The following is a 21065-nucleotide window of genomic DNA, read 5'->3' as shown; positions in this document are numbered from 1 at the left end:
GTTCCACAGTGGTATACGAAAGGAATTTCTTTGTCTATACTTTCTTTTGGAATTTTTTCATTTTCACGTAGATCTTGATCTCCTCGTAATCGATACGATCCAACTCCACTTCCACCCTATCTCCGAGCGTATAAATTTTGGTAAACTTCTTGGAATAAAAGGAGAAGTCAGTGTCCATTCTGATTTCTCCTTCATCGGTGAATTCGGACGCGAGAAGACAAGCGTCCACCGCGGGATTTTCCAAATCTACGAAAATCAAAAACGGCTTACAACCGATGATCGTTGCCGAGAATTCCTTAATTCCCGTTTTTTCCAGATAACGACACGCCTTAAGTTTGTAGTAATCCCTTTCGGAATCGGTCGCCTTTCTTTCCTGATGAGAACAATGTAATCCTGCGGATATCATATCTTCCGGAGTATAAGCGGGTTTTTTTTCCAAAAGAATATTCTGAAGCGCACGATGACAGATCAAATCCGGATAGCGACGAATGGGGGAAGTGAAATGACAATAATCCTCGAAACCTAATCCCCAGTGGCCCAGATGTTCTCCCGAATAATACGCCTGCATAAACGTCCTAAGCAAAAACATATTGAATAGACGTTCCGCAGGTTTCCCTTCGAGGTTTTTCAAAACGGCACGAATCGATTCGTAACTCGAATCCTTAAGCAAAGTTTTAATTCCGTTTAACTTTAAAAACGCGTTGAGGGATTCCAACTTTTCCTCATCCATCGCTTCGTGCACCCGATACAAAGTAGGTTGTTTCTTTTTTCGGAGAAACTCCGCGACTTTAATATTGGCGGAAAGCATAAACTCTTCGATGAGAATATGCGCCTGCAGACGTTCCTGAACGGAAATTTCGATCACGTTGTGATCGGAATCCGTGACTACCTTATTTTCCTTTAAATTGAGATCCACTCTGCCGTTCGCGATCCGGTTTTCGCGGAGCGCCTTGGCGAATTCGTTCATTCTAAAGATCCAATTTTTCGCGTCTCCTGAAAGAATTTCTGCCTCGGCTCGATTGTATGTATAACGTTCCGCAACTCGTATTACACTTTTATAATATTTTGCATGCGTGATTTTTCCCTTCCGATCGGCCTCCATTTCCACCGTGAAAGCCAAACGATTTTTATTGGCGACCAAAGAACATAAATTTTCGGAAAGTTCAGGAGGAAGCATAGGCACGACACGACTTCCCAGATAAACGGAAGTGGCTCTGTTATAAGCCTCTTCGTCCAAGGGAGTTCCTGGTCTTACGTAATACGAAACGTCCGCGATATGAACGTAAAATCGGATCCGATTTTTCTCCTCCACGAAACTGATCGCGTCGTCGAAGTCTTTCGAGTATTCTCCGTCGATCGTGATACATTTCAGATTCCGAAGATCCACCCTCGAATTCCAATCATCCACTGTGCTTTCGTCCACTTCGTCCGGAAAATCTAGTCGAATCGTTTCGGGATAGAGAATATCGTAATTGTACTTCATCAACATTCTCATAAGATCAAGATCCTCTTTCGTATCGGATTCGAAACGGAGGAATTGGACTTCGTAAAGATTTCTTTCGTGTTCCGTGTCTTCCTTCAACCTAACGATCAGGACGTCGTCCGATCTGATCTCATCCTGAAGATCCGTTAGGATCGTCTTTCGAAGAATGTAACCTTCCTTTTCTTCCCCGTCTATATCCAACAATTTGCCGAATATGAACTTGGGATCCTTTTCGGTTACGATCATCCGATATAGATCGCGGCCTCGACGAAGGATTTCCGTGACTTCTCCCTCTAATCTTCCTTTTTTACCTATTCCATACGGATGGATTTCCACTAGATCGCCTTGAATCGCGGATTGTGCGAATTGACCGGGAACGAAAATTTCCGTGCCGGAAGGAAGTTTAACGAAACCGTCGCCGCGTTTGCTGATCGAAATCGTTCCTTGCAACGTTTGATTCGGAAAGACGAATATATTCTTTTTTTCTAATTCTATCAATCCTTCCGACTCGAGCAGTTTCAGAATTTCGGAAATCTCCCGTTCCTTTTCCTCAAATTGCCATTTTTCCCTTTTTTTTCCGTAGGAATTCTGATTCTCTTCCCGAAGAATTTTGGCGGATAGATCCCGGTTGGTAATCACGGAACCGGCTCTGGACTGAAGATATTTGAGGATCTTCTTTCCTAATTCGTTTTCTTTAAAACCTTCTCCTCTTCCCGGATTTTTATCCGAACGACGATTGTTAAACGAAGTTGTGGTTTTCTTTTTCGGGAACGACTTGGATGAACCCTTTTGTTTGATTTGTTTTTTATTTTGTTTCATGATTGTTATGTTGTCGATCTGTCATCGACGTACGTTCCTCGAACGTAGTTGGGAACCAGTTTCCAATACGGAAAGCGGTGCGGTAGTTCGAGGGCCTCTCTAACCACCGAAATATTCTCCTGAAGTATCGCGGAGCCAGACGGTAAGTTTTCCAAGATAGAAACTCCTTCGAAAAAATCCGGACGATCCGAATATTTTTGCGAAGTCAGAAAAGCCTGCAGCCTGTCTTCGGGAATCCTTTCGAGGATCTCATCCGGTTTGACGTCCATCGAACCGAAGAATCCGCGACGATCCTCCATTCCGAAATAAATTTTTTTCTGTTTGGCTTCGATCGCGACGACGACCGGGTCGCCCGCTTCCCGAAAATAGTAGGACGTATAAACGTTCAAACTATCGAAACCCAAAGCGGGAATCGACCAGAGTTGTGCAAGGTTGCGCGCCGTGGCGACGGCGATCCGTAACCCGGTAAACGATCCCGGACCGAGCGCCGCCGCGATCAGATCCGGTTTAGTCCAATCGGAAGTTATTAGAACGTTACGCAACTCTTGAATCAGTAATTTCGAGGATTCTTTGGGATGAATTCCGGAATAGAACGACTTTCGTTCCACCGTTTCGTCTTCGTGAAAAAGAAACGTTTCGGCCAAAATCCACTGATTGGTTGCATCGAAGAATAGAATCTTTTTCATAGAAGAAGTTTCTCCGAATCGCTCCAAAGTCGATTCAAGTCCGGAAAGGAAAGTATATCATAACTTTTGAATGTAATCGTCCTTTCTTCTTCAGATTCGAACTTAAATCCCGCCTCGATTTTTAAAGGAAGAATTTCTATATCGGCACACGCGACCTGCCACCACTCGATGATCGAAATTCCGGTTTTCCCCCAAATTTCGTCGAAACCCAAATCCTCCAAATCAAGGGGAGATCTTAAACGATAGAGATCGAAATGATAGAATTTTTCCTCGCTTTCAGGAATCGGATATTCGTTGTAAAGCGTATACGTGGGCGAATTGACGTTTGCGTTCGGTGAAATTTTTTTTACCAGTTTAGATGTGAAAGTCGTTTTACCAGATCCCATCGATCCGGTAAACAGAAAAACAGGATGAAGATTTCGGTCGATGGATGCGCGGATTAAGGACGCTATAAATTCTGCAGGTTTATCTAATGCTTCTAATTTTAGATTACGAAATACCGTTTCCAATTCATCCTCAAAACAATTCACTTACCTTTTCTCTTTCGAAACGATATACGGAAGTACAGAATTCGCATGTAACTTCGATCAAACCGATCTCGTCAACGATCTGCATCGCTTCTTCCTTTCCCAACGTCTGGATCAATTCGCGAATTTTATTCTCGGAACAATCGCAACGAAACTCCGGTTGCCCTTCCTCCAAAATCTGGACCGCGGATCGACTGACTTCCCCGATTTTATTCAGGCAATTATAGATGTTCTTTCCTAAAAACCCGTGCGGATCCGAATTTATTTTTTCCCAAAGACTTTCAATTTTTTGAATATCTTCTTCCTTCGCTTCCGGAAGGGACTGAAACAACAATCCGCGAATATCCCAATGAAGGTCGTTTTTTTCGATCCACAAAACGACGAAACACGTGATCTGTTCCGAGCTATTGAGATAATTCTGAAAGTTCTCCTCGAAACTTTTATTCTGATACGGAACCACGGATTGATAGATACAAGCTCCGTCTTTCCAGCGAAAGACCTTTAAAACTCCGCGATAATCCTCCGAAACGGGAGAAGGTTCGACGTCCTCTTCCGGTCTCGCCCTTAAAACAGCCTTCATTCTACCTTTTCGATCGCTGTAAGCGAGCACGGAATGAATCGGTGAATCTTCGTTAAACTGAATCTGAAGGCTGACTTTCGTATCTTCTTTTACTTGGTCCGCGAGAAAGAACGCGCCCAACATGGCCCTCGCCAACAACTGCGTATCGGAATCATCCAGATTATGCAAATTGGAAGCGGCAGTAACGGCGTATGAAATTTCTGTGGCGGAATAACGGAAGTGAATATCGGGTAAAATTCCGTAGATCAGGGAATCTTGATTTTGCATGAAATCCTTTTTGACGGCGGGATGGCTGGAGAGGGGTCGTTCGATACGATTCCGCCTCGATCGTATCCTCTCAGACTTTCCCGGGAAAAGACAGTATTTTTTCTATTAGACATACCGGATTTGCGCTTTTCTTTCTTTTCAGAATGGAACCCTTCGATGAAATCTCTTTGCGGAACAAAAGGAGAATGGAATGATTTTCGGAGCCGATTATTACCCGGAACAATGGACCCCAAAAGATTGGGAAGAAGACATCCGAATTATGAAAGAGATGGGCTTACGTTCGGTTCGTCTCGCGGAATTCTCCTGGGCTCTGATGGAACCGAAGGAAGGAAAATTCGACTTTTCCTTTTACGATCGGATTCTGGACCTACTTCAAAAAAACGGAATGACCGCGATTTTAGGAACCCCCACCGCGACCTTTCCTCCCTGGCTTGTCAAAAAATTTCCGGACATAATTCAGGAAAGGGACGGAATCAAAAGAACGATTGGAACACGAAGACAAGCCTGTTTCTCTTCGCCTAATTATAAAAAGGCGACGACGAAAATCGTGACCGCCATGGCTAAACATTTCGGAAATCATCCCATCGTAATAGGTTGGCAAATCGACAACGAGATCGGCCACGAAGGATCCGATATCGATCATTCTCCGACTTCCTTAAAGGCGTTCCGTGAATGGCTGAAGCGAAAATATAAAACGATCAAAACGTTAAACGAAGTCTGGGGAAACGTATTTTGGGGAGTAGTCTACGATTCTTTCGATCAGATTCCGGCGCCCGGTCCGCACGTAGCGAGCAATTTTAATCCTTCGATGATTCAGGATTTTTACAGGTTTCATTCCGACACGATCGTAGAATTCGTAAGATTGCAGACCCAGATTTTGAGGAAATTTTCCGTAGGACGTCCTTTGACTACGAACTTATATCCTTCTCCGTTTCTGCCGATCATCGACATGGCCGAATTGTCCTCCTATCTGGATTACGTTTCCTGGGATCACTATCCCACTTGGGGAGAACAAGAAGAACCGTTCCCGCATCCGTTTATCTCCGCAATGTTGCAATACAGTCGAGGTTTGAAAAATCTTCCCTTTACCGTGATGGAGCAGATTTCCGGATTTCAAGGACACGACTTACTCGGTTATCTTCCGGCTCCCGGACAAATCAAACTTTGGACGAAACATTCTATCGTTCACGGATCCAACGCGATTTATTATTTCAGATATCGAACCGCGCGTTTCGGGCAGGAACAACTTTGTTACGGAATTTTGGATCACGACAAAGAGAAGACCGATCGTTATTTCGAACTACAGAAAGGAATCGAGGAAATCTCGGAATACGCGGATGACTTTACGGAGGAATTATTTCCCGCGGAAGTCGCCGTGGTTCACGACATAGAAAACGCACGCAACTGGAAACACCAACCGATTTCCTCCGGTTTGAAGTTTTCCCCCGTACCTTGGTCGCAGGTCGGTTACGATATAGAAATGGCGACGTGGTTTGCGGGGATGAACGTTCTCAACGTGAATACCCATTTTCGTCCTGCTTCGAAGATCGATTTCAAAGATTATAAAATTATAATACTTCCGATGTATACGATGGTAAACGATACGGTTTTCGAAAAGCTGGAGACGTTCGTTCGGGAAGGCGGAATTTTGATTCTCGGGTTTAGGACCGGCGCAAAAGACCTAAACGGCTGGATGAACGACTCACAAATACCCGGTCCGTTTGCGGAAATGGCCGGGGTACGAGTCCGCAAATTCGAGGCCGTGGGAAATCAAAAGGTAAAATTCCGATTCCGCGTTTTTCCGGGAGTTTGTACAAAGATCTGCGAAATTCTGGAGCCCACAACGGCCGAAGTCTGGGCGCGTTATACGGACAAGCGGAAATTCTACAAAGGCCAACCGGTCATCACGGCCAATTCCTACCATAAAGGAAAGGTGATTTACGTAGGCGCATCCCTCGAACCTCTCGGCTTTATGCTTTTATATCGTAGGGTTCTTAGAGAAGCCAAGTTGCCTTTTACTTTTTACGGACCCAATGTGGAAAAAGTAATCCGTAAGGGAAGGAAGAATGATTACGAAATTCTAATAAATCATTCCGGAAAAAAAGCCCCGGCCGGATTTCGTATTTTGAATCCTTACGAAGTGCGGATTCAAACCGTTTCAAGGAAAAAGTAGGATCGTTTGTCGGTTTTTCATAGTATATTTCCGAAGCACAATTCGGTTTCGTCGATTGTTGTCGTTTAACAAAATAGAAAGGTATTGAATTTTTGGAACTCAATCAAATCGAAGAACTGAATCGTATCCTTTCGTCGGTCACGGGGAAAAATCGTCCGAATGAAATTTTCGTCGATAACCTGCATACGCCGTTTCTCAGATTCGAGGAAAGTTTTATTTTACCGCCGACGTCGATTTACGGCGTCGAATTTTCCGCGGCAAAGGAATTTCTTCTACAAGCCGAACAACTCGTGCCGGAATTGATCGCCGGTTGTCACGTGCTTCCGATTTCGAAACCGAAGAAAAATTCCAACCAGCTTTATCTCGTAAAACCGTTTCCTGACGAATCAGCGGAGAGCGGTGGATTCATCTTCGTGGTGAGTTTTATTCTTTCCTATTTGGGCGGAGCGTCTCGAGAATCGATCGTCAAGCAGGCACAACAAGGACAAACCGCTTCCGTGAGAACGCGGCAAATCTATTATCTCGCGAGAATTCTTCCTTTGGAATCCTTGGAGTTGATACAGGGACAAATCGTGGACTTTCTGCCTCGCAAATACAAAGAGACGGAATTTATGGTCGAAGTGGACGACGAACATGTATCGAACAAGATTCAACAGACCTATTCGGAACTCTTCGACGATATAGACTATTCCAAACAGATCTCCATGATTCATTCCATCTTGGACATTCGTAAGGAAATATGGGAACCGGGTAAGGTTTTCGAACCGATCGACGTCGAACTTCATACGATCAGTTCCCGTTTTTTGGACGATTCTCAGGAAAGAATTTTCCGGAGATTTGATACCTTCCGGCATTTGATTGATCTTTTATTGTCGCCGGAAAGCATGACTATAGATTCAGTAAAACGGGAACCACTGCACGACTGGCTCCGTTCCTTCGGAACGGAAAGGGACGTAACTCCCTCCGGTAATATGCTTTGGAAAATCCTAAATCGAAAGTAATCTTTTTTGAAGAGAAGCCCATGGACCAACCACTTGCCCCTCCCATTGATTTTCCTTTAGAGGAAGTCAAACGCAGGATCAAATCCGTTCAATCCGTTTCCGGGATTTTTATCGAATCCGCGCTGAAACTTCAAAAGGATCTCAAAGCGTTCGCTTTTTCAACCGAGGCCGAAGAGAAGGATCAGATCCACAAGGCCGACGAGATGATGGGCAAGTTCATCGTGGAATATCTCAGACAAAATTTTCCGTCCGATTCCATCCTTTCCGAAGACAACTACAGATACGAGGGAAACAATTCCTTTCGTTGGGTTTTGGATCCAATCGACGGATCGATGAATTTCGTTCGAGGAATTCCTCTTTATTGTGTATCGATCGGACTCGAACACAGAGAATCCCCCGTTGCGGGCGTGGTTTTCGTTCCGGGATTGAATACGAAATACTCGGCGATTCTTTCGCAAGGCGCTTTTAAAAACGGACTTCGAATCGACGTCTCCAACACGGAATCTTTGGCGCGTGCCATGCTGGTTCCGAGTTTTCCCACGAATAGAAAGGAAATATTAAACGAAGTCATTTCCGATATCACCGCTTTCATCAGTTGCGGCCGATCGATGAGACGAACGGGCTCGTTCGTTCTCGATACATGTTGGGTTGCGGAAGGTTTGCTCGACGGAATCTGGGAGAAGGGAGTCAAACTGTGGGACACGGCTGCGAGCTCCGTAATACTCACCGAGGCCGGAGGAAAACTAACGGACTTCGGCGGTAAACGCTTTCTTTCCGGAAATTCGGAAGTGGTAGTTTCCAACGGCAGGATTCATTCGCAAATCGTGGATATCATGAGAAATGTCCGCGACTCGATCGGCAGAAATTAAGAATTCTCTTGATAATCCGTTTCAGGATTCGTGGCGAGTTCCCGCAGCCGCGGGAAACGCGCTGCTCCGGGTTCGCTGTCCGCTCATCTCTCCGCTCGTCTTGTAGAAAAAACGCGAGAACATTCGAAAAACGCGCTTCGAGACAAGCCCTACGCATCCCTCTCGCAAAGATCGTAAATGCAGAACATTCAAAAAATCGAATCTATTTTTCGAAAACGAAGGATAGAGGATTCATCGTCTAATAAACGTATTGAAAACGACCTTTCGGCTGGAAAAAACATTAGGGATATTCAAAATCCCTAATGTTTTTGTTCGATCAAGGAGAATTTAAAAACGCTTCGATACTTTTGATTTGATCGTCGTTCAGAGGAAGACGGGTCATGACTTGGCTTTGTCGTTTTGGCGTATATCCCGGCGGATAAGTACCGCTTACGATTCTTGCCTTCAATAATTCGAAATTAGAACCCTTAACCGCCGGACCGACCGCGCCGTCGAGGGCGGGATTTTGGTTGTGGCAAGCGGAACAGTTCGTAACATACAAACCCTTTCCCTGGGAAATCAGTTTTTGTTCGGGTGAAAGATTCTCTTCTTCTTTGCAATTCGCAATAAGAAGAATTAAGGAAAAAGAAACAAGTAAGAGGCGGGAGAACCCGCCTCGATTTTCAGTGATCTGCATCGATTAGAGAATCGCCTCAAGGATTACGTAAATGATCAAGGTAAGAACGAAACCGGAAGTGATGACTCCCTTAACGGTTTTGATCGGCTTGAACGTCGCGCTTTCCGGTGTTGCGGTTAACGCGTTGATTTCGACCAGGGCTAAAATCGCCAGAATGACTCCTAAGAAAGTGTGCGCTTCGGATCCGCTTACATCGAAAGAAATCGGAAGGTTTCTTGCGGCTCCCATCAAAAACAGCATAGGAATCGAAAGAAGCGTATTCGTTCTGGAAGCGAGAAGTCCGCGAGCCGCTCTTGGAGCGGGATTTTCAGCGGTTTCACCTTTTGCGGCCGCGATGACCACTTTTTGAGCGGGCCAAATCACGAACCAAACGTTAAACCACATCAAAGAACCCAAAAGAGCTCCGCCTAAAATCACGGCAAGCCATTGTCCGGAAGAAAGAGTTGTTCCGTTATAAAGGGAAATTCCGATCATCGTCCAACCGCTTAAGAACGTAAACATCGCTCCCCAACGGAACCACCAAAGAACTCTTGGAACGAGTTGTTGAGTGGCTTTCTTTTTCGTATCGGCGTCCGTCTCGGCGAAGAACGAACCTTGAACGAAATTGATATACCATAACAAACCGATCCAAGCGACACCTGCGAGGAAGTGTATCCATTTAAAGACGAAATAAAAGCCCTGATTCGTGAAAAGAGCGATTCCTTCCATAATACCTCCAATTCATCGAGAGAATTTGATTTTTCAACGCCGAAGAATTCGAACGTTGGAACTAAAAATAAAATCCGGAAATTAGACGCACAGTCAAGCACTTTAGAAAGATTCTAATTTCTAAAGAAAAATAAAATCCACTCTCAAAGTAGAAGTTAAAGTACACTTTAACTTAAATCTTCTATTAAAATCTTTTCCAAAACTTCCCAAAAGGAAGGCCGATCCTCCGTGGTCTCGCCGGATCGAAAGGGAGAAAATCTTTCTCTGAAAATTTCCGCTTCCGAATTTAAGATGACTTTCATCGTATTACCGGTTTTTACGGATTCGGTTCGAAATCTGCTTCCTCCCTTTCCGTCCGAACCTTGCACAAGAAGCGAAAAGTATCGATCGAAATATTCATCCATATTTCCGGGTATGAACCAATCCACCACTCCAGGAGGGAAAATCCTGAGAAAACGTCCGCTGATTTTTCGTTCGGGTATTCGCGAAAACTCTCCGATAATTTTTTCCCGGTTTTTAGATGAGAAAAACGAGAGTCTATATCCTAAATTTCTAATGTCGATCTTCAGACCGTAGGCCTCTATGAATAAGGAAATTCTAATATGCAGGATTTTTGGATTAGCCCAATAACCAGATTCGGTGTCCGGGATTTTTAAGAATGTTTTTTCCTTTTCGTTGTAAAGTTCGATTCCGTTTAGAAATTCTCCGGATTTAAAAATCGTGATTTTATACGAAATTTGATTTAGAAGTTTGTAAAACCTTTTGTAGAAGTTGGGAAATTCCTCCCGTGTATCATCGTTCAATGTGTACGAAAGTAGGGAAGAACTTTCGGACCTCGTACAATCGCATCGACTGACCGTACACAAATATCGATGTGCCGCGGAGATCGACGCCAGTTTTGCGGAATCCGCGGATTCTTTTTTCAGAAAATTCTGAAACCGATCTGCGTGTCTGAAAAAATCCGCATAACTGTAAGCGGGTAAAACGGAGACGGTTTTTCGTTTGAGTTTGTATGTCTTTACGTCCTGAAACGAAGAAGGTAAATATTCCGCATGAATCTTATAAGGCGCATCGTCAGGAATCGGATCCCCCGTTAAAACGGGTTGAAAACCTCGTTCCGTTTTTTGGAGATACAAATTCAGAAAAAGAATTCCGTTTTCGTTCTTCAAGAGAGGTTCGTCTTCCGAAGTCAAATTTCCGAAAAGGGCGTTTCTGATTCCTCCTGTGGGATATTCTTTTTGAACGGATTTTTGATATTCGAGATATCGTTTCCAATAATCGGCTTGTGTAGGTTTTTTTTGAACGCAGGAAAACAAGGGAAGAAACGCCGAAATACAAAGGAGAAACAGGATTTTATTTTTTTTGTCTGCGAATGATTTCATAAAGGGAATCTACGGTGCGATCATCTACTTCCGAATAATACGATTCGTAAAGGAGCCGTTTGTTCCGAGAAAAAATACGCAACCAGGAAAAACCGGAACGAACACCCGAAGATAAGACTCCTTTTTCGTCCAAATAGATGGATTCGTAATTTTTATTTCGCTCTTTTTCGATGTAGGAAAAAACTTCTTTCGGTGCTCCCCGAAAATCCAGAAAAGCGACGAAAACCGTCGTATCTTCGGCTTCCTCCAGAAGATTCTGCATTCTCCAGTATATCTTTCTTCCGTGTTTACGACAAAGTACAACGTCTTTAAAATTACAACCTAACAAGAATAAGGTTTTTCCTTTAAAACTTCTCGAATCGATCGTAACTCCGCGTTGGTCTTTCAGTCGAAAAAACGGAGCTTCCTCCGCCGTGAGTGAAGTTAAGATCGAAAGATAAATCAAGATTACGATCGTTAAAGTTCGGATCGTTTGCGGGACTAAAAAATAGGTTTTCGCGAGACCAGGCGATTTCGTCTCGGACAAGTTGAATGAAATTTCCTCTTGGATCGTCGTGTTCATAAAAATATAAAGTCGGATTCAACTTAAAACCGTAAACGAGATCCGATTTTTTCGGGAAGGTTGAATGAAGTAGAACGTGCTTTTTCTCGTGAATCGCAAAACTGAATCGTTAAGTCTATCCTCTTAAATGATTTTCGTGTCAACGGAGGATGGTTGTCTTACTTGAACTAAGACGAAAGAAAATTTTTCCGAATAGAAAACTCGGATCACATAACGAGTTCGTCTTCTCCGGCGCGAGCCACGACGATTTCCCCCGCGTCTTCGAGTTTACGGATGATGTTTACGATTTTTTGCTGCGCGTCTTCCACGTCTTTTATCCGAATCGGACCCATGAAGTCCATGTCTTCCCGAAGTAGGTTTGCGGCCCGTTTGGACATGTTCTTGAAGATTTTTTCCTGAACTTCGGTATCCACCGATTTCAACGCTTTTGCGAGATCCGAGTTGTCCACTTCCCGCATCACTTTCTGAATCGCTCGGTCATCCAAAAGAACGATATCTTCGAAGACGAACATCCGTTTTTTTATCTCTTCCGCAAGTTCCGGATCTTCTTCTTCCAGAGCTTCTATGATTGTCTTTTCCGTTCCCCGGTCCACCAGGTTGAGAATTTCCACCACGGAATCGATACCACCGGCAGAGGTATAATCTTCGGAAGCCAGGGTGGAAAGTTTTCGCTCCAGGACTCGTTCCACTTCGCGAAGTACGTCCGGACTTACCCGGTCCATCGTAGCGATTCGTTTCGCTACTTCCGCCTGAATGGTATGCGGTAAATTGGAGAGGATATTGGACGCTTTTTGCGGATCTAAGTACGATAAAATGAGAGCGATCGTTTGCGGGTGTTCGTTCTGGATAAAGTTCAATAAGTGCTGCGGATCCGTTCTTCGAATGAAGTCGAACGGTCTGACCTGTAACGAAGACGTAAGTCGATTGATGATGTCGATCGCCTTCTGGTTTCCGAGAGCCTTTTCCAAAAGCCCTCTTGCGAAGTCGATCCCGCCGTTGGAGATAAACTCTTGAGCCATCATGAGCTCGTTGAATTCTACTAAGACCTTTTCCTTGTCTTCCGGAGTAATCTTGTCCAAACGAGCGATTTCGAAAGTGATCTGCTCGATCTCGTCCTCTCGAAGATGTTTGAAAATCTCGGAAGAAACCTCGCTCCCGACCGCAATGAGAAAAATCGCGGCCTTTTGTCTTCCGGTCAGATTGGTCTTTTTATTCAACACGTTCCGAGTCTGCCTGTATGAATCCTATCGGTCGAAAGAAGCAATTTCAACGAAAAGATTTTCGAGACGGGGGAAGAAAATTCCAGGATCAAAAATCCGGAGTTCCGACCACACTCGAAACATAGGATTCGAAAACGGACCGAAAATTACGGTTCGAATCCTGAGATAGCTCCGTAAGCGTCCTTCCAAAACTACGATCTTTTCGTAAATTCGGCGTCGGAAAACTTGACCCGAAAGATCCGCGTAAAAGCATCGAAATCGGGGAATACGTCTTTGAAACTGAAAGTATATCAATACCAAAATTGCGGAACTTGCAGAAAGGCTCTTAAATTTTTAGCCGGAAAAAAAGTGGAGTTGGAAGTTCTTCCGATTCGGGAAACTCCTCCCAAAAAAGCGGAACTAAAAACCATGTTGAAGTATCTTGGAAACGATTCCAAAAAGCTCTTCAACACCTCCGGCGGGGATTATAAAGAAATGGGGCTAAAAGACAAACTTCCTTTTTTGTCTCTCGACGAACAATTGGAACTTCTTTCCAAACATGGGAACCTCGTCAAACGACCTTTTGTTCTCGGCGAAGATTTCGGTTTCGCGGGTTTTAAAGAAGAGGAATGGAAAAAGCGATTCCGCTAAATCATAAATCCAAGGATTGACCGAACGCACCGGTCCCGTCCGGATCCGTGAACGTTTGGGGTGCGCTCGTATAACCGCCGACTCCGTCCGAGAAATACAAATAAACTCTTCCGGCATTCGTTGCGGAACCGCCGACTGAACTAGGTGCTCCGATCATTAGATCGCTGAAACCGTCTCCGTCGATATCGGCTGAAGCGACGGACATTCCCATTTGCCCTTCCGTTACCGGAGAGGTTAGAAAATTCAATGCGGTAGGCGAGAAGCCGAACAGATCTCCTGCATACAAAAAAGTCGCGCCGGATCCTTGGTTTAAATTCGTATCGGTATAGGTATAACCGCCTCCAAGAACATCGAAAAAGCCGTCTCCGTTGACATCTCCGGAAGTCACCGAAGTGCCGTTAGCCGATCCGGCAAGTCCGATCACGGGACTGTTGAGCACGCTTACCACGGACGATCCGTTGGAATTGTAGATATAAATACTTCCTCCGTTTTCCTGATAAGCCCCTACGATCATATCCGTAAAACCGTCCCGATTGATATCGGACGCGTAAATCGAATTCGCATACCAGTTCGGAGAACCGGAAATGGTTTGGGAGGGAGCTCCTCCGTACGTTCCGAAAGTTTGTGCGAGATATATGTATGAGGATCCGTTTTGACTCGAACCTACCGACGCAATCATCGCATCGGCTTTGCCGTCTCCGTTAACGTCGCCCAGCGCAACACCGTAACCGAAAAACGAAATTCCTCCGGGGTGGGCTATGTTTTGACTGTATGTAACACCCTGGCCTACGATCCCGTTGGAAGTATAAACGTAAATCCCTCCCGCATTTCCGGCATCGTAACAAGCTCCCAACAAAAGATCCGTAAAACCGTCCCCGTTTGTATCACCTAACGCGACGTTGACGATCCCGCCGGTTCCGGCCGTAAAAGAAGTAACCGCGGCATTGGAAAGTCCGCCGGAAGTTCCTAAGGACAAATAAACGGAAACACCGTTATCAGCGGCATCTCCGACGACCCCGTCCGCGTATCCGTCTCCGTCAACGTCGCCTAATTTTACAGAATATCCGAATCCGCCGCCGCCTCCATTGATGACCGAAACGGGGGAAGAGCTGATACCCTTCGTTTTTCCGAGCGAGTAATAAACGCGAACACTGTTGGAAACTTGAGAACCGATCAACACGTCGGGGTATCCGTCTCCGTTAATGTCACGATTGATTCCTTGTTGAACTCGAATCGTCTCCGTTAAGGAAAGTTGTCCGGAAGCGTTCCTCGATCGAACTGAAATCGTGTGAAAACTCCATTCTTTCCAAACACCCGTTACTGGAATTGTGGTCGGAACCCCGGCCGCAGGAAGTTGAAACTTCCATTGATTTCCGGAAAGAGCGGCGGAAACAAAAGGACCTGAATCCAACGAAACTTGAATTTCGGAAACATCCGAATCGAAATCACCCGTTAAAAATCCGCTGTTTAAAATCCGATTCTCACCCGCGTTTAAAATCCGGGGAGGCGCACCGCTCGGTAATCGTTCGTCCAGTCCGCAGCTGGAAATTTTTCCGGCATTGACGATATAACTGAGTAGGAGGTTCTTATAAAAAAGCGACCCGGAAACGTCGCAAACGTTCTCCATCGACTTTAGGCTACAGGAAGCGCAAGCGGATATGATGAATAGGATCGATGAGAAACGTTTCATTTCGTGAAATTTCGGGTAAAGATTTCGATAAACTTCGGAAAGCGCAATTCAGTAGACGAATTTTCGAAATAATTTTCAAAACACAGTCGGCAGTTTTCGGAAGAGGTGAGTAGAAATCGAAATAATTTTTATACAAAGGAACTGCATTTTAAAAGCGATTTTTTTAAAGCGACATACGAAAGCGAACAAAAGTCACAATAACTCGGCGCCTTTACCTTCACGAACGACCACGATCTCGTCTCCTGTAACGTCCAAAATCGTCGAAAGTTCTACTTCAACGATACCGCCGTCCACGATTCCCTCGACTCGGCTTCCGTAGATTTCCTCCAGAGAATCCACTTCGATGATAAACTCGTCTCCGGCGAAAACGGAAGTGGTCGTCAAAGGATTCGGATGAAGTTTCATCAATTCCTGCAGATAAACCGAATCCGGAATTCGAATTCCGATCTGCTTTTCCTTCTGATTGGAAAACGAAACTCTCGGAAGATGTTTGTTGGCTTTTGCTATAAATGTGAACGGGCCCGGAGTAATTCGTTTCATCAGACGAAAGGCTTCGTTGGGAAGCGATTCCATATAATTGGATGCGACAGAAATATTCGGACAAACCAAGGATAAGGGTTGGTTTTTAGGAATGTTTTTCAGTTCATACAGACGTTCGACGCCCGCTTTCGATTGGGAATCCGCAACCAAAGCATAGACGGTATCCGTAGGAAAGATATAAACCTTCCCTTCCAACAATCGATCCGAGATCTGTTGGAGTTTTCGTTTTTCCGGATTGATCGGATGTAAAGAAACAATCATCTAACGTTAGACGAATCAAAGACCCGCCGTTATACCGCCGTCCACAACGATCGTTTGTCCCGTAACGTACGAAGAAGCCTCGCTCGCCAGAAAAATCGCGGCGCCTACGAGATCCTCCGGTTTTCCCAATCTTCCCATCGGAATAGCCTTCAGCATATGTTCCATAACTTCCGGTTTTTCTTTAATCATATCGGTCATATCGGTATCGATAAAACCTGGACAAATCGCGTTCACACGATAACCGGAACCCATCCATTCTACGGCCAAAGCTCGGGTCATATTGATTATGGCGCCTTTGGTTCCGGAATAAACGGACGCGAATTTCGTTCCCCTCATCCCCAAAATAGATGCAATATTTATAATATTTCCGCCTTTCTTTTTATGGATTTTATAATAAGACGCACACGTGCGAAAAACGCCCGTAAAGTTCGTCTGTATGATCGATTCGATTTCGTCTTCCTTCAAAAAAGCGGCGGGTTTGTTGGAGGCAATTCCTGCGTTATTGACGAGAACGTCCAATCTTCCGTGCTCCTTTACGATATTTTCTATGATGGAAGTCATGACGTCCGGTTGACGGATGTCCGCTGCATAACCTTTGATCCCTGTCCCCTCGAATTTTTTAATCGATTCCTCGGAGGAGCCGGTTCCGTAGACGACGGCGCCCGCTTTTAAGAAACCTTCCGCAAAATACTTTCCGATTCCTCTCGTGGATCCCGTAACAAGGACGGTTTTATTTTTTACGTTGAATAAATCGTTCAATTTCGTTCACTCCTTTTCGTAGTTCGGTTTAACGGGATAACAGGGACGAATATCCTCGATCGATTCCGAACCGTCTCCGATTTGCGGTTTTTTTCCGCGTTCGGTATCGAAGGTTCGGATCAATTTTTTAGAATCGATCCGGATATTTTTTCCGAAGTCGGAATTAGTATCTCTCGTTTTTTCCTTCTTCGGTCTTTTTTCGGAATAAGGATCGAAAATTTCCGACTCACGATCCCCCTTTTCTACGGTGAGGTCGTCTACCAGGACGTCCCTGTTGATATAATGGGAACCGTCGCTCTCGTACATGTTGTGCAAAGGGTCGCAGTCGAACATGTCGATTTTGGTTACGATCTTATCGCAAAAAAGCAGATATTCCTTACAAAGATATTGGAAACCGGATTCCTTTACACGATCGAAACTTCCCCTTCTGCAGGAAGGTAAAACTCCGATACAAAAAACGAGGACCGAGAGCCGGAAAATTCGCGTCAAAGTCGTAATTATATTCGTTTTTTTGAATGCTTTCATTTCGGTTTAGCGGAATTATCCGGCGCGGGAGGGGGCGCTTTGGAATCCGATTCCTTTTGAAGTTTTCCGGCGGAAATACCGAGACGCCATTCGTATGTTTTGAGCGTTTTGATTCTTTCCTTTTTGCGTTCTTCTTCCGCTTCGGAATGGATACGATCGTTCGTATCGTCCCAGTAAACCAATTCTTCCGGCTTCAGATAATCGGTTTCGAGAATCCTGTTTTTGGAAATCCGATCCGAAAGAGTGAGATCCTCGTTTTTTCCCAGAAGAATTTTTATCTGATATAAGGAAAACAACGACTGTTTCTGAAAGTAAAACGCGGAGGTTCGATCTCCTTTTTCCAATTCGTTTACGGCGGCTTTAGAGGATTCTCCGGAGCGAATATAAAATTTTTCTAATACCGGTAAAATGGAACGGAGTTTATTTTTTTCATCCAGGCGGATGGAAACCACGATCGGAGCGATTTCTTGGCCGAGTTGTATCGTTTTCGACTCGTAGTCCTTTCGGATCGAATCTTCCAAAGGAGTGATCGATTTAAAAATCCGTTCAAAGGAATTCGTCGCGGAAGAATACTCGGCTCTTAGATATTGAGTTTCGGCTTGGCCGTATTCGGTCGTAAATTTTTCCAGCTCCTGCTTTTTGCCGAAGTTCAAAAGAGAAACACGAATTCCTTTTAAGGCCGTAAACGCACGTCTACGCACCGATTCCAGTTTTCCGGTTTCGATCAATTCCCGCGAAGATTCGGGTTTTTGAGATTCCTTCTCCGTTTTTTTATCTTCCGTAAAAAGGGGACTTACGGTACAGAAAAGAGACCATAAAACGATACATATACCGATAACTCGGGGTCGCCGATTCTTCATCATCATTGTCTATATCGACCGGAAAACGGGTGCAAAGCAACGCTTTTCTCAAACCTTGGATTTTATGATCGTCTTAAGATCCAGATCTCCTCGGAGAAAACAGGTGTTGGAAACTCTGGATTTGGATTTTAGGATCGAACCCGAAGACGTGGACGAACGATCCCTTACGAAAGAAAGCCCGCTCGAATACCTTAGGAGGATCACGCTCGCCAAACTTGGAACGAGAACTCACGGAGAATTTTTGATTTCTTGTGATACAATCGTCGTTCAGGGAACTTCGATTCTCCAAAAGCCGGAGAACGTCGCGGAAGCGTTGAAAATGTTACGAAGTCTTTCCGGAAAAGCGCATCTCGTTTATTCCGGTTTGGGACTTTACCGCGACGGGTTGGAACAGTTCGCGTTCGATTCTTCGCGAGTTTATTTTCATTCTTGGGAGGAGCCGCGAATCCTCAAATACATCGAACAATACAAACCCTTTGATAAAGCGGGGAGTTACGGAATCCAAGATAAAAACGGACCGGTCCGTCATTACGAAGGTTCGTACACGAACATACTCGGATTCCCGATCCGGATGTTCTATCAATATCATGGGATGTGGAAGGAATATTTAAAAGGAAATCAAGCGTAAAAATCGATCAATCTTCCTCTGGTTTCTGGAAGTGATTCTTTCGGGATCGATGCGAAATTTTTTCCGGGAAAACTTCGATCGGGAGAGAAATCCTCTCGGCGAACGGGTTCCACTGCTTGAACCTTTCCTCCGAGTCGAACCGGACTCACATACGCCAAACTTTCTCCCGGAAAAGAAATCCTCTGGACTCCGGAACTGATATTCATATTTTATTCTTCGGAGAATCCGTTGCCCAGCTTAAGCGATTCCGTTTTTTTTACGCGCAGTTTGAGATGAGAATTTTATGAAAGCAAACGCTTCCAAAACGAAAGAATACAAAAACTCGATCGAATTCCTATCAGATTTCGGCAAAGAACTTCCTCCCGTAGTTTTCGTTGCGGCGAAAGAATCCTACGAATTCGAAATTCTCGCCGAACGATACAAGGAAGCGATTCGAAAATCCGGAGATGCGTTTGAAATCGTCGTTTTCGTTTCGGAGCCGGGCGACTTCGAACGATTCCAATCGGAAGCCTTCAACCTGGACATGTTCTCCGCTAGAAAGTTGTTCATCATCAAATCCGGTTTGGATTTTTTTAAACCGATTTCCGGCGGAAAAGGAAAAAACAACGACTCGATTCAAAAACGATTTTCGGATTTTCCGGAAAACCTACAACTTTTGGTCCATTACAATCATTGGGAAGTTCCGATCAAAGTTCTTCAGATTTTCGGCGGAAAAGCGAAATTGATCAAAACGAAGAATTTTTATCCCAACGAAACAAGAGCGGGACTCATGCAGGCTTGCAAAGAGGTAGGCGTGCAACTGGAAGAGGACGCGGCCGACGAGTTCATACACAAAATTCCTCCGTCTATGGGCGCTTATCTACAATCCCTTTCCAAACTCAAATTGTATCTGCACAAAAAAACGTTCGGAAGACAGGACGTCGAGGACGTTCTGTTGTTCAATTCCGAACTCAACTCATCGTCGCTCGTCGATTTTTTTATGGAATCGGATCGGATCCGTTTTTTTAAGGAACTCGGTAAATTCCAAACCGGGAAGGATTCTTTTTTATTGTTTTTCACGATTTTAAAGGAGAGGATCGACCAGTTACGGAAATATAAAATCCTTTCCCGCAAATACGAAAGTTCCTTATCCGACGAGGAATTTTACGAATACCTGGACATACAATCCTACAGTCCCGCACGGAAGAATTTCGTCAGAAACCGTTTGAAACGGGAAGCCTCCTTTTTTTCCGACAAAATCATTTTAGAACTTTATGATTTTATGATAGATATGAACGTACGAATCAAAACGGGTTCCGAAAAGGAAGGCGCGGAGTTTTATTTCAATCGTCGGATGGAGGATTTTTTCCTTCAGCTTCGCCGGAAAGACCGAATTCTATGATTTTTCTATAGATCGTCCGTTCGGAAATTCCCAATAATTTTGCGGCCTTTTCCCTGTTTCCGTTCACCAAAATCAGGTTTTTTCGGATGATTTCCTTTTCGTAATCTCTGAGAGGAATGCCCGTCTTCACCTCGATAAATTCCGCATAAACGTACGAACTTTCGAACATCTGCGGAGGAAGATGTTTTATATCGAGAATTTTTGCGGGAAATAAAGAAACCATACTTTCCAAAAGATTTTTCAGTTGGCGTATGTTTCCCGGAAAATCGTAGTTTAGCAAAAAATGATAGAGCCGTTCGCTGAGACGCACTTCCTTTCGATTGTATTTTTGGGAAAGTACTTCCAGAAAGTGTCGGATAAAAAGAGGAATGTCTTCTTTTCTTTCGCGTAGATCGGGAAGGTCGATTCGGAAATTCGAGATTTCGAAATACAAAGATTCCAAAATCGAACCGGTGTCGAGTTTACGCTTCCATTCCTTACCCGACAAAAAAACGAATCGATGGTCCGGTTTTTTTTCGCGAATTCGTTTAAGCAGATTCGCTTGGAGTTCCTTCGGAAAATCCGCGATCTCCTTAAAGACGAAGTATCCAACTTCCTCCGTTTGCAAAGAAGATTCGAGGGCCGCTTCGGAGTCGAACAAATCCGATTCTATGACGCGAACCCGATTTTTCTCCGCGGAAAGTTCCGCTAAAAAACGGGAGACGAACGTTTTTCCGGAGCCGGGACCGCCGGTCACGAACAAAGGCATTCTATTTTCCGAAAACGCTTTGAGCCTGTTCAGGATTTTCGCCGAGCTCGATGCGTTACCGATAAAAAGAAATTCTCCGGAATTCAAACG

The 21065-nt window shown here is 44.6% G+C and carries 22 protein-coding genes; 6 read left to right on the top strand and 16 right to left on the bottom strand.

The window, feature by feature from the left end; all coding sequences use genetic code 11:
• Window positions 1-34: 34 nt before the first annotated feature.
• The 4 genes from EHQ17_RS18280 to EHQ17_RS18265 are packed head-to-tail and all read right to left on the bottom strand — an operon-like array spanning window position 35 to window position 4362.
• Window positions 35-2302 carry a ribonuclease R family protein gene (locus tag EHQ17_RS18280; RefSeq protein WP_135593701.1) on the bottom strand — a complete coding sequence of 756 codons (2268 nt, stop codon included), beginning with the start codon at window positions 2300-2302 and terminating at the stop codon, window positions 35-37.
• A 5-nt stretch (window positions 2303-2307) separates the two neighbouring features.
• On the bottom strand, window positions 2308-2988 hold the full coding sequence (gene tsaB, locus EHQ17_RS18275; protein ID WP_135593703.1) for a tRNA (adenosine(37)-N6)-threonylcarbamoyltransferase complex dimerization subunit type 1 TsaB: 681 nt from the start codon (window positions 2986-2988) through the stop codon (window positions 2308-2310).
• Window positions 2985-3497, bottom strand: a complete 513-nt coding sequence (gene tsaE, locus EHQ17_RS18270; RefSeq protein WP_135593705.1) for a tRNA (adenosine(37)-N6)-threonylcarbamoyltransferase complex ATPase subunit type 1 TsaE — start codon at window positions 3495-3497, stop codon at window positions 2985-2987. Before tsaE ends, tsaB begins: the two co-directional genes overlap by 4 nt.
• Before the next feature lie 7 nt (window positions 3498-3504).
• The gene (locus tag EHQ17_RS18265) at window positions 3505-4362 is read right to left on the bottom strand and encodes an Hsp33 family molecular chaperone HslO (RefSeq protein ID WP_135593707.1); all 858 of its coding nucleotides are present in this window, start codon (window positions 4360-4362) and stop codon (window positions 3505-3507) included.
• A gap of 190 nt (window positions 4363-4552) precedes the next feature.
• On the opposite strand from EHQ17_RS18265, the gene EHQ17_RS18260 reads away from it, so the two are divergent.
• The 3 genes from EHQ17_RS18260 (at window position 4553) to EHQ17_RS18250 (ending at window position 8405) form a co-directional block, all read left to right on the top strand.
• On the top strand, window positions 4553-6535 hold the full coding sequence (locus EHQ17_RS18260; RefSeq protein ID WP_135593709.1) for a beta-galactosidase: 1983 nt from the start codon (window positions 4553-4555) through the stop codon (window positions 6533-6535).
• A gap of 92 nt (window positions 6536-6627) precedes the next feature.
• On the top strand, window positions 6628-7536 hold the full coding sequence (locus tag EHQ17_RS18255; protein ID WP_135593711.1) for an LIC_10030 family protein: 909 nt from the start codon (window positions 6628-6630) through the stop codon (window positions 7534-7536).
• Window positions 7537-7556: 20 nt separating this feature from the next.
• Entirely contained in the window at window positions 7557-8405 is an 849-nt protein-coding gene (locus EHQ17_RS18250; RefSeq protein ID WP_135593713.1) for an inositol monophosphatase family protein, read from the top strand.
• A 316-nt stretch (window positions 8406-8721) separates the two neighbouring features.
• On the opposite strand, the gene EHQ17_RS18245 is transcribed toward EHQ17_RS18250, so the two are convergent.
• The 5 genes from EHQ17_RS18245 to fliG all read right to left on the bottom strand — a co-directional run bounded on the left by EHQ17_RS18245 (window position 8722) and on the right by fliG (window position 12953).
• Window positions 8722-9081: a c-type cytochrome gene (locus tag EHQ17_RS18245; RefSeq protein WP_135593715.1), complete on the bottom strand. Its 360-nt coding sequence runs from the start codon at window positions 9079-9081 to the stop codon at window positions 8722-8724.
• A 3-nt stretch (window positions 9082-9084) separates the two neighbouring features.
• Entirely contained in the window at window positions 9085-9789 is a 705-nt protein-coding gene (locus tag EHQ17_RS18240) for a urate hydroxylase PuuD (protein WP_135593717.1), read from the bottom strand.
• Window positions 9790-9956: 167 nt separating this feature from the next.
• Entirely contained in the window at window positions 9957-11171 is a 1215-nt protein-coding gene (locus EHQ17_RS18235; RefSeq protein WP_135593719.1) for an LIC10025 family lipoprotein, read from the bottom strand.
• Window positions 11143-11733 (bottom strand): hypothetical protein, encoded by a 591-nt coding sequence (locus EHQ17_RS18230; protein ID WP_246813877.1) that lies wholly within the window; start codon window positions 11731-11733, stop codon window positions 11143-11145. Before EHQ17_RS18230 ends, EHQ17_RS18235 begins: the two co-directional genes overlap by 29 nt.
• A gap of 206 nt (window positions 11734-11939) precedes the next feature.
• Window positions 11940-12953: a flagellar motor switch protein FliG gene (gene fliG / locus EHQ17_RS18225; protein ID WP_069605674.1), complete on the bottom strand. Its 1014-nt coding sequence runs from the start codon at window positions 12951-12953 to the stop codon at window positions 11940-11942.
• 273 nt (window positions 12954-13226) lie between these two features.
• Between fliG and EHQ17_RS18220 the strand changes: the two genes are divergently transcribed.
• On the top strand, window positions 13227-13583 hold the full coding sequence (locus EHQ17_RS18220) for an arsenate reductase family protein (RefSeq protein WP_135593721.1): 357 nt from the start codon (window positions 13227-13229) through the stop codon (window positions 13581-13583).
• Between the two features lies 1 nt (window position 13584).
• Here EHQ17_RS18220 and EHQ17_RS18215 read toward each other — a convergent pair whose 3' ends face one another.
• From EHQ17_RS18215 to EHQ17_RS18195, 5 genes are all read right to left on the bottom strand, one after another.
• Window positions 13585-15273 (bottom strand): FG-GAP and VCBS repeat-containing protein, encoded by a 1689-nt coding sequence (locus tag EHQ17_RS18215; RefSeq protein WP_135593723.1) that lies wholly within the window; start codon window positions 15271-15273, stop codon window positions 13585-13587.
• 192 nt (window positions 15274-15465) lie between these two features.
• The gene (locus EHQ17_RS18210; RefSeq protein ID WP_135593725.1) at window positions 15466-16074 is read right to left on the bottom strand and encodes an L-threonylcarbamoyladenylate synthase; all 609 of its coding nucleotides are present in this window, start codon (window positions 16072-16074) and stop codon (window positions 15466-15468) included.
• A gap of 15 nt (window positions 16075-16089) precedes the next feature.
• Window positions 16090-16833: an SDR family NAD(P)-dependent oxidoreductase gene (locus EHQ17_RS18205; protein WP_135593727.1), complete on the bottom strand. Its 744-nt coding sequence runs from the start codon at window positions 16831-16833 to the stop codon at window positions 16090-16092.
• A 6-nt stretch (window positions 16834-16839) separates the two neighbouring features.
• On the bottom strand, window positions 16840-17358 hold the full coding sequence (locus tag EHQ17_RS18200; protein ID WP_246057617.1) for a hypothetical protein: 519 nt from the start codon (window positions 17356-17358) through the stop codon (window positions 16840-16842).
• On the bottom strand, window positions 17355-18221 hold the full coding sequence (locus tag EHQ17_RS18195) for a hypothetical protein (protein ID WP_425460729.1): 867 nt from the start codon (window positions 18219-18221) through the stop codon (window positions 17355-17357). The genes EHQ17_RS18200 and EHQ17_RS18195 overlap by 4 nt, the downstream gene beginning before the upstream one ends.
• Before the next feature lie 61 nt (window positions 18222-18282).
• On the opposite strand from EHQ17_RS18195, the gene EHQ17_RS18190 reads away from it, so the two are divergent.
• The gene (locus EHQ17_RS18190) at window positions 18283-18846 is read left to right on the top strand and encodes a nucleoside triphosphate pyrophosphatase (protein WP_135593729.1); all 564 of its coding nucleotides are present in this window, start codon (window positions 18283-18285) and stop codon (window positions 18844-18846) included.
• On the opposite strand, the gene EHQ17_RS18185 is transcribed toward EHQ17_RS18190, so the two are convergent.
• On the bottom strand, window positions 18837-19052 hold the full coding sequence (locus tag EHQ17_RS18185; protein WP_135593731.1) for a hypothetical protein: 216 nt from the start codon (window positions 19050-19052) through the stop codon (window positions 18837-18839). The two genes, EHQ17_RS18190 and EHQ17_RS18185, sit on opposite strands and share 10 nt — an antisense overlap.
• A 77-nt stretch (window positions 19053-19129) precedes the next feature.
• Between EHQ17_RS18185 and holA the strand changes: the two genes are divergently transcribed.
• Window positions 19130-20227 carry a DNA polymerase III subunit delta gene (gene holA, locus EHQ17_RS18180; RefSeq protein ID WP_135593733.1) on the top strand — a complete coding sequence of 366 codons (1098 nt, stop codon included), beginning with the start codon at window positions 19130-19132 and terminating at the stop codon, window positions 20225-20227.
• Here the strand turns inward: holA and EHQ17_RS18175 are convergent.
• Complete coding sequence (locus tag EHQ17_RS18175; protein WP_135593735.1) at window positions 20169-21062, bottom strand: AAA-type ATPase lid domain-containing protein; 894 nt, start codon at window positions 21060-21062, stop codon at window positions 20169-20171. The two genes, holA and EHQ17_RS18175, sit on opposite strands and share 59 nt — an antisense overlap.
• Between the last annotated feature and the right edge of the window lie 3 nt (window positions 21063-21065).

Origin of the sequence: Leptospira gomenensis, assembly GCF_004770155.1 — a bacterium.
GTDB lineage: Bacteria > Spirochaetota > Leptospiria > Leptospirales > Leptospiraceae > Leptospira > Leptospira gomenensis.
Note: the sequence above shows the minus strand (reverse complement) of the source record. Positions and strands in the feature narration are given on the sequence as shown.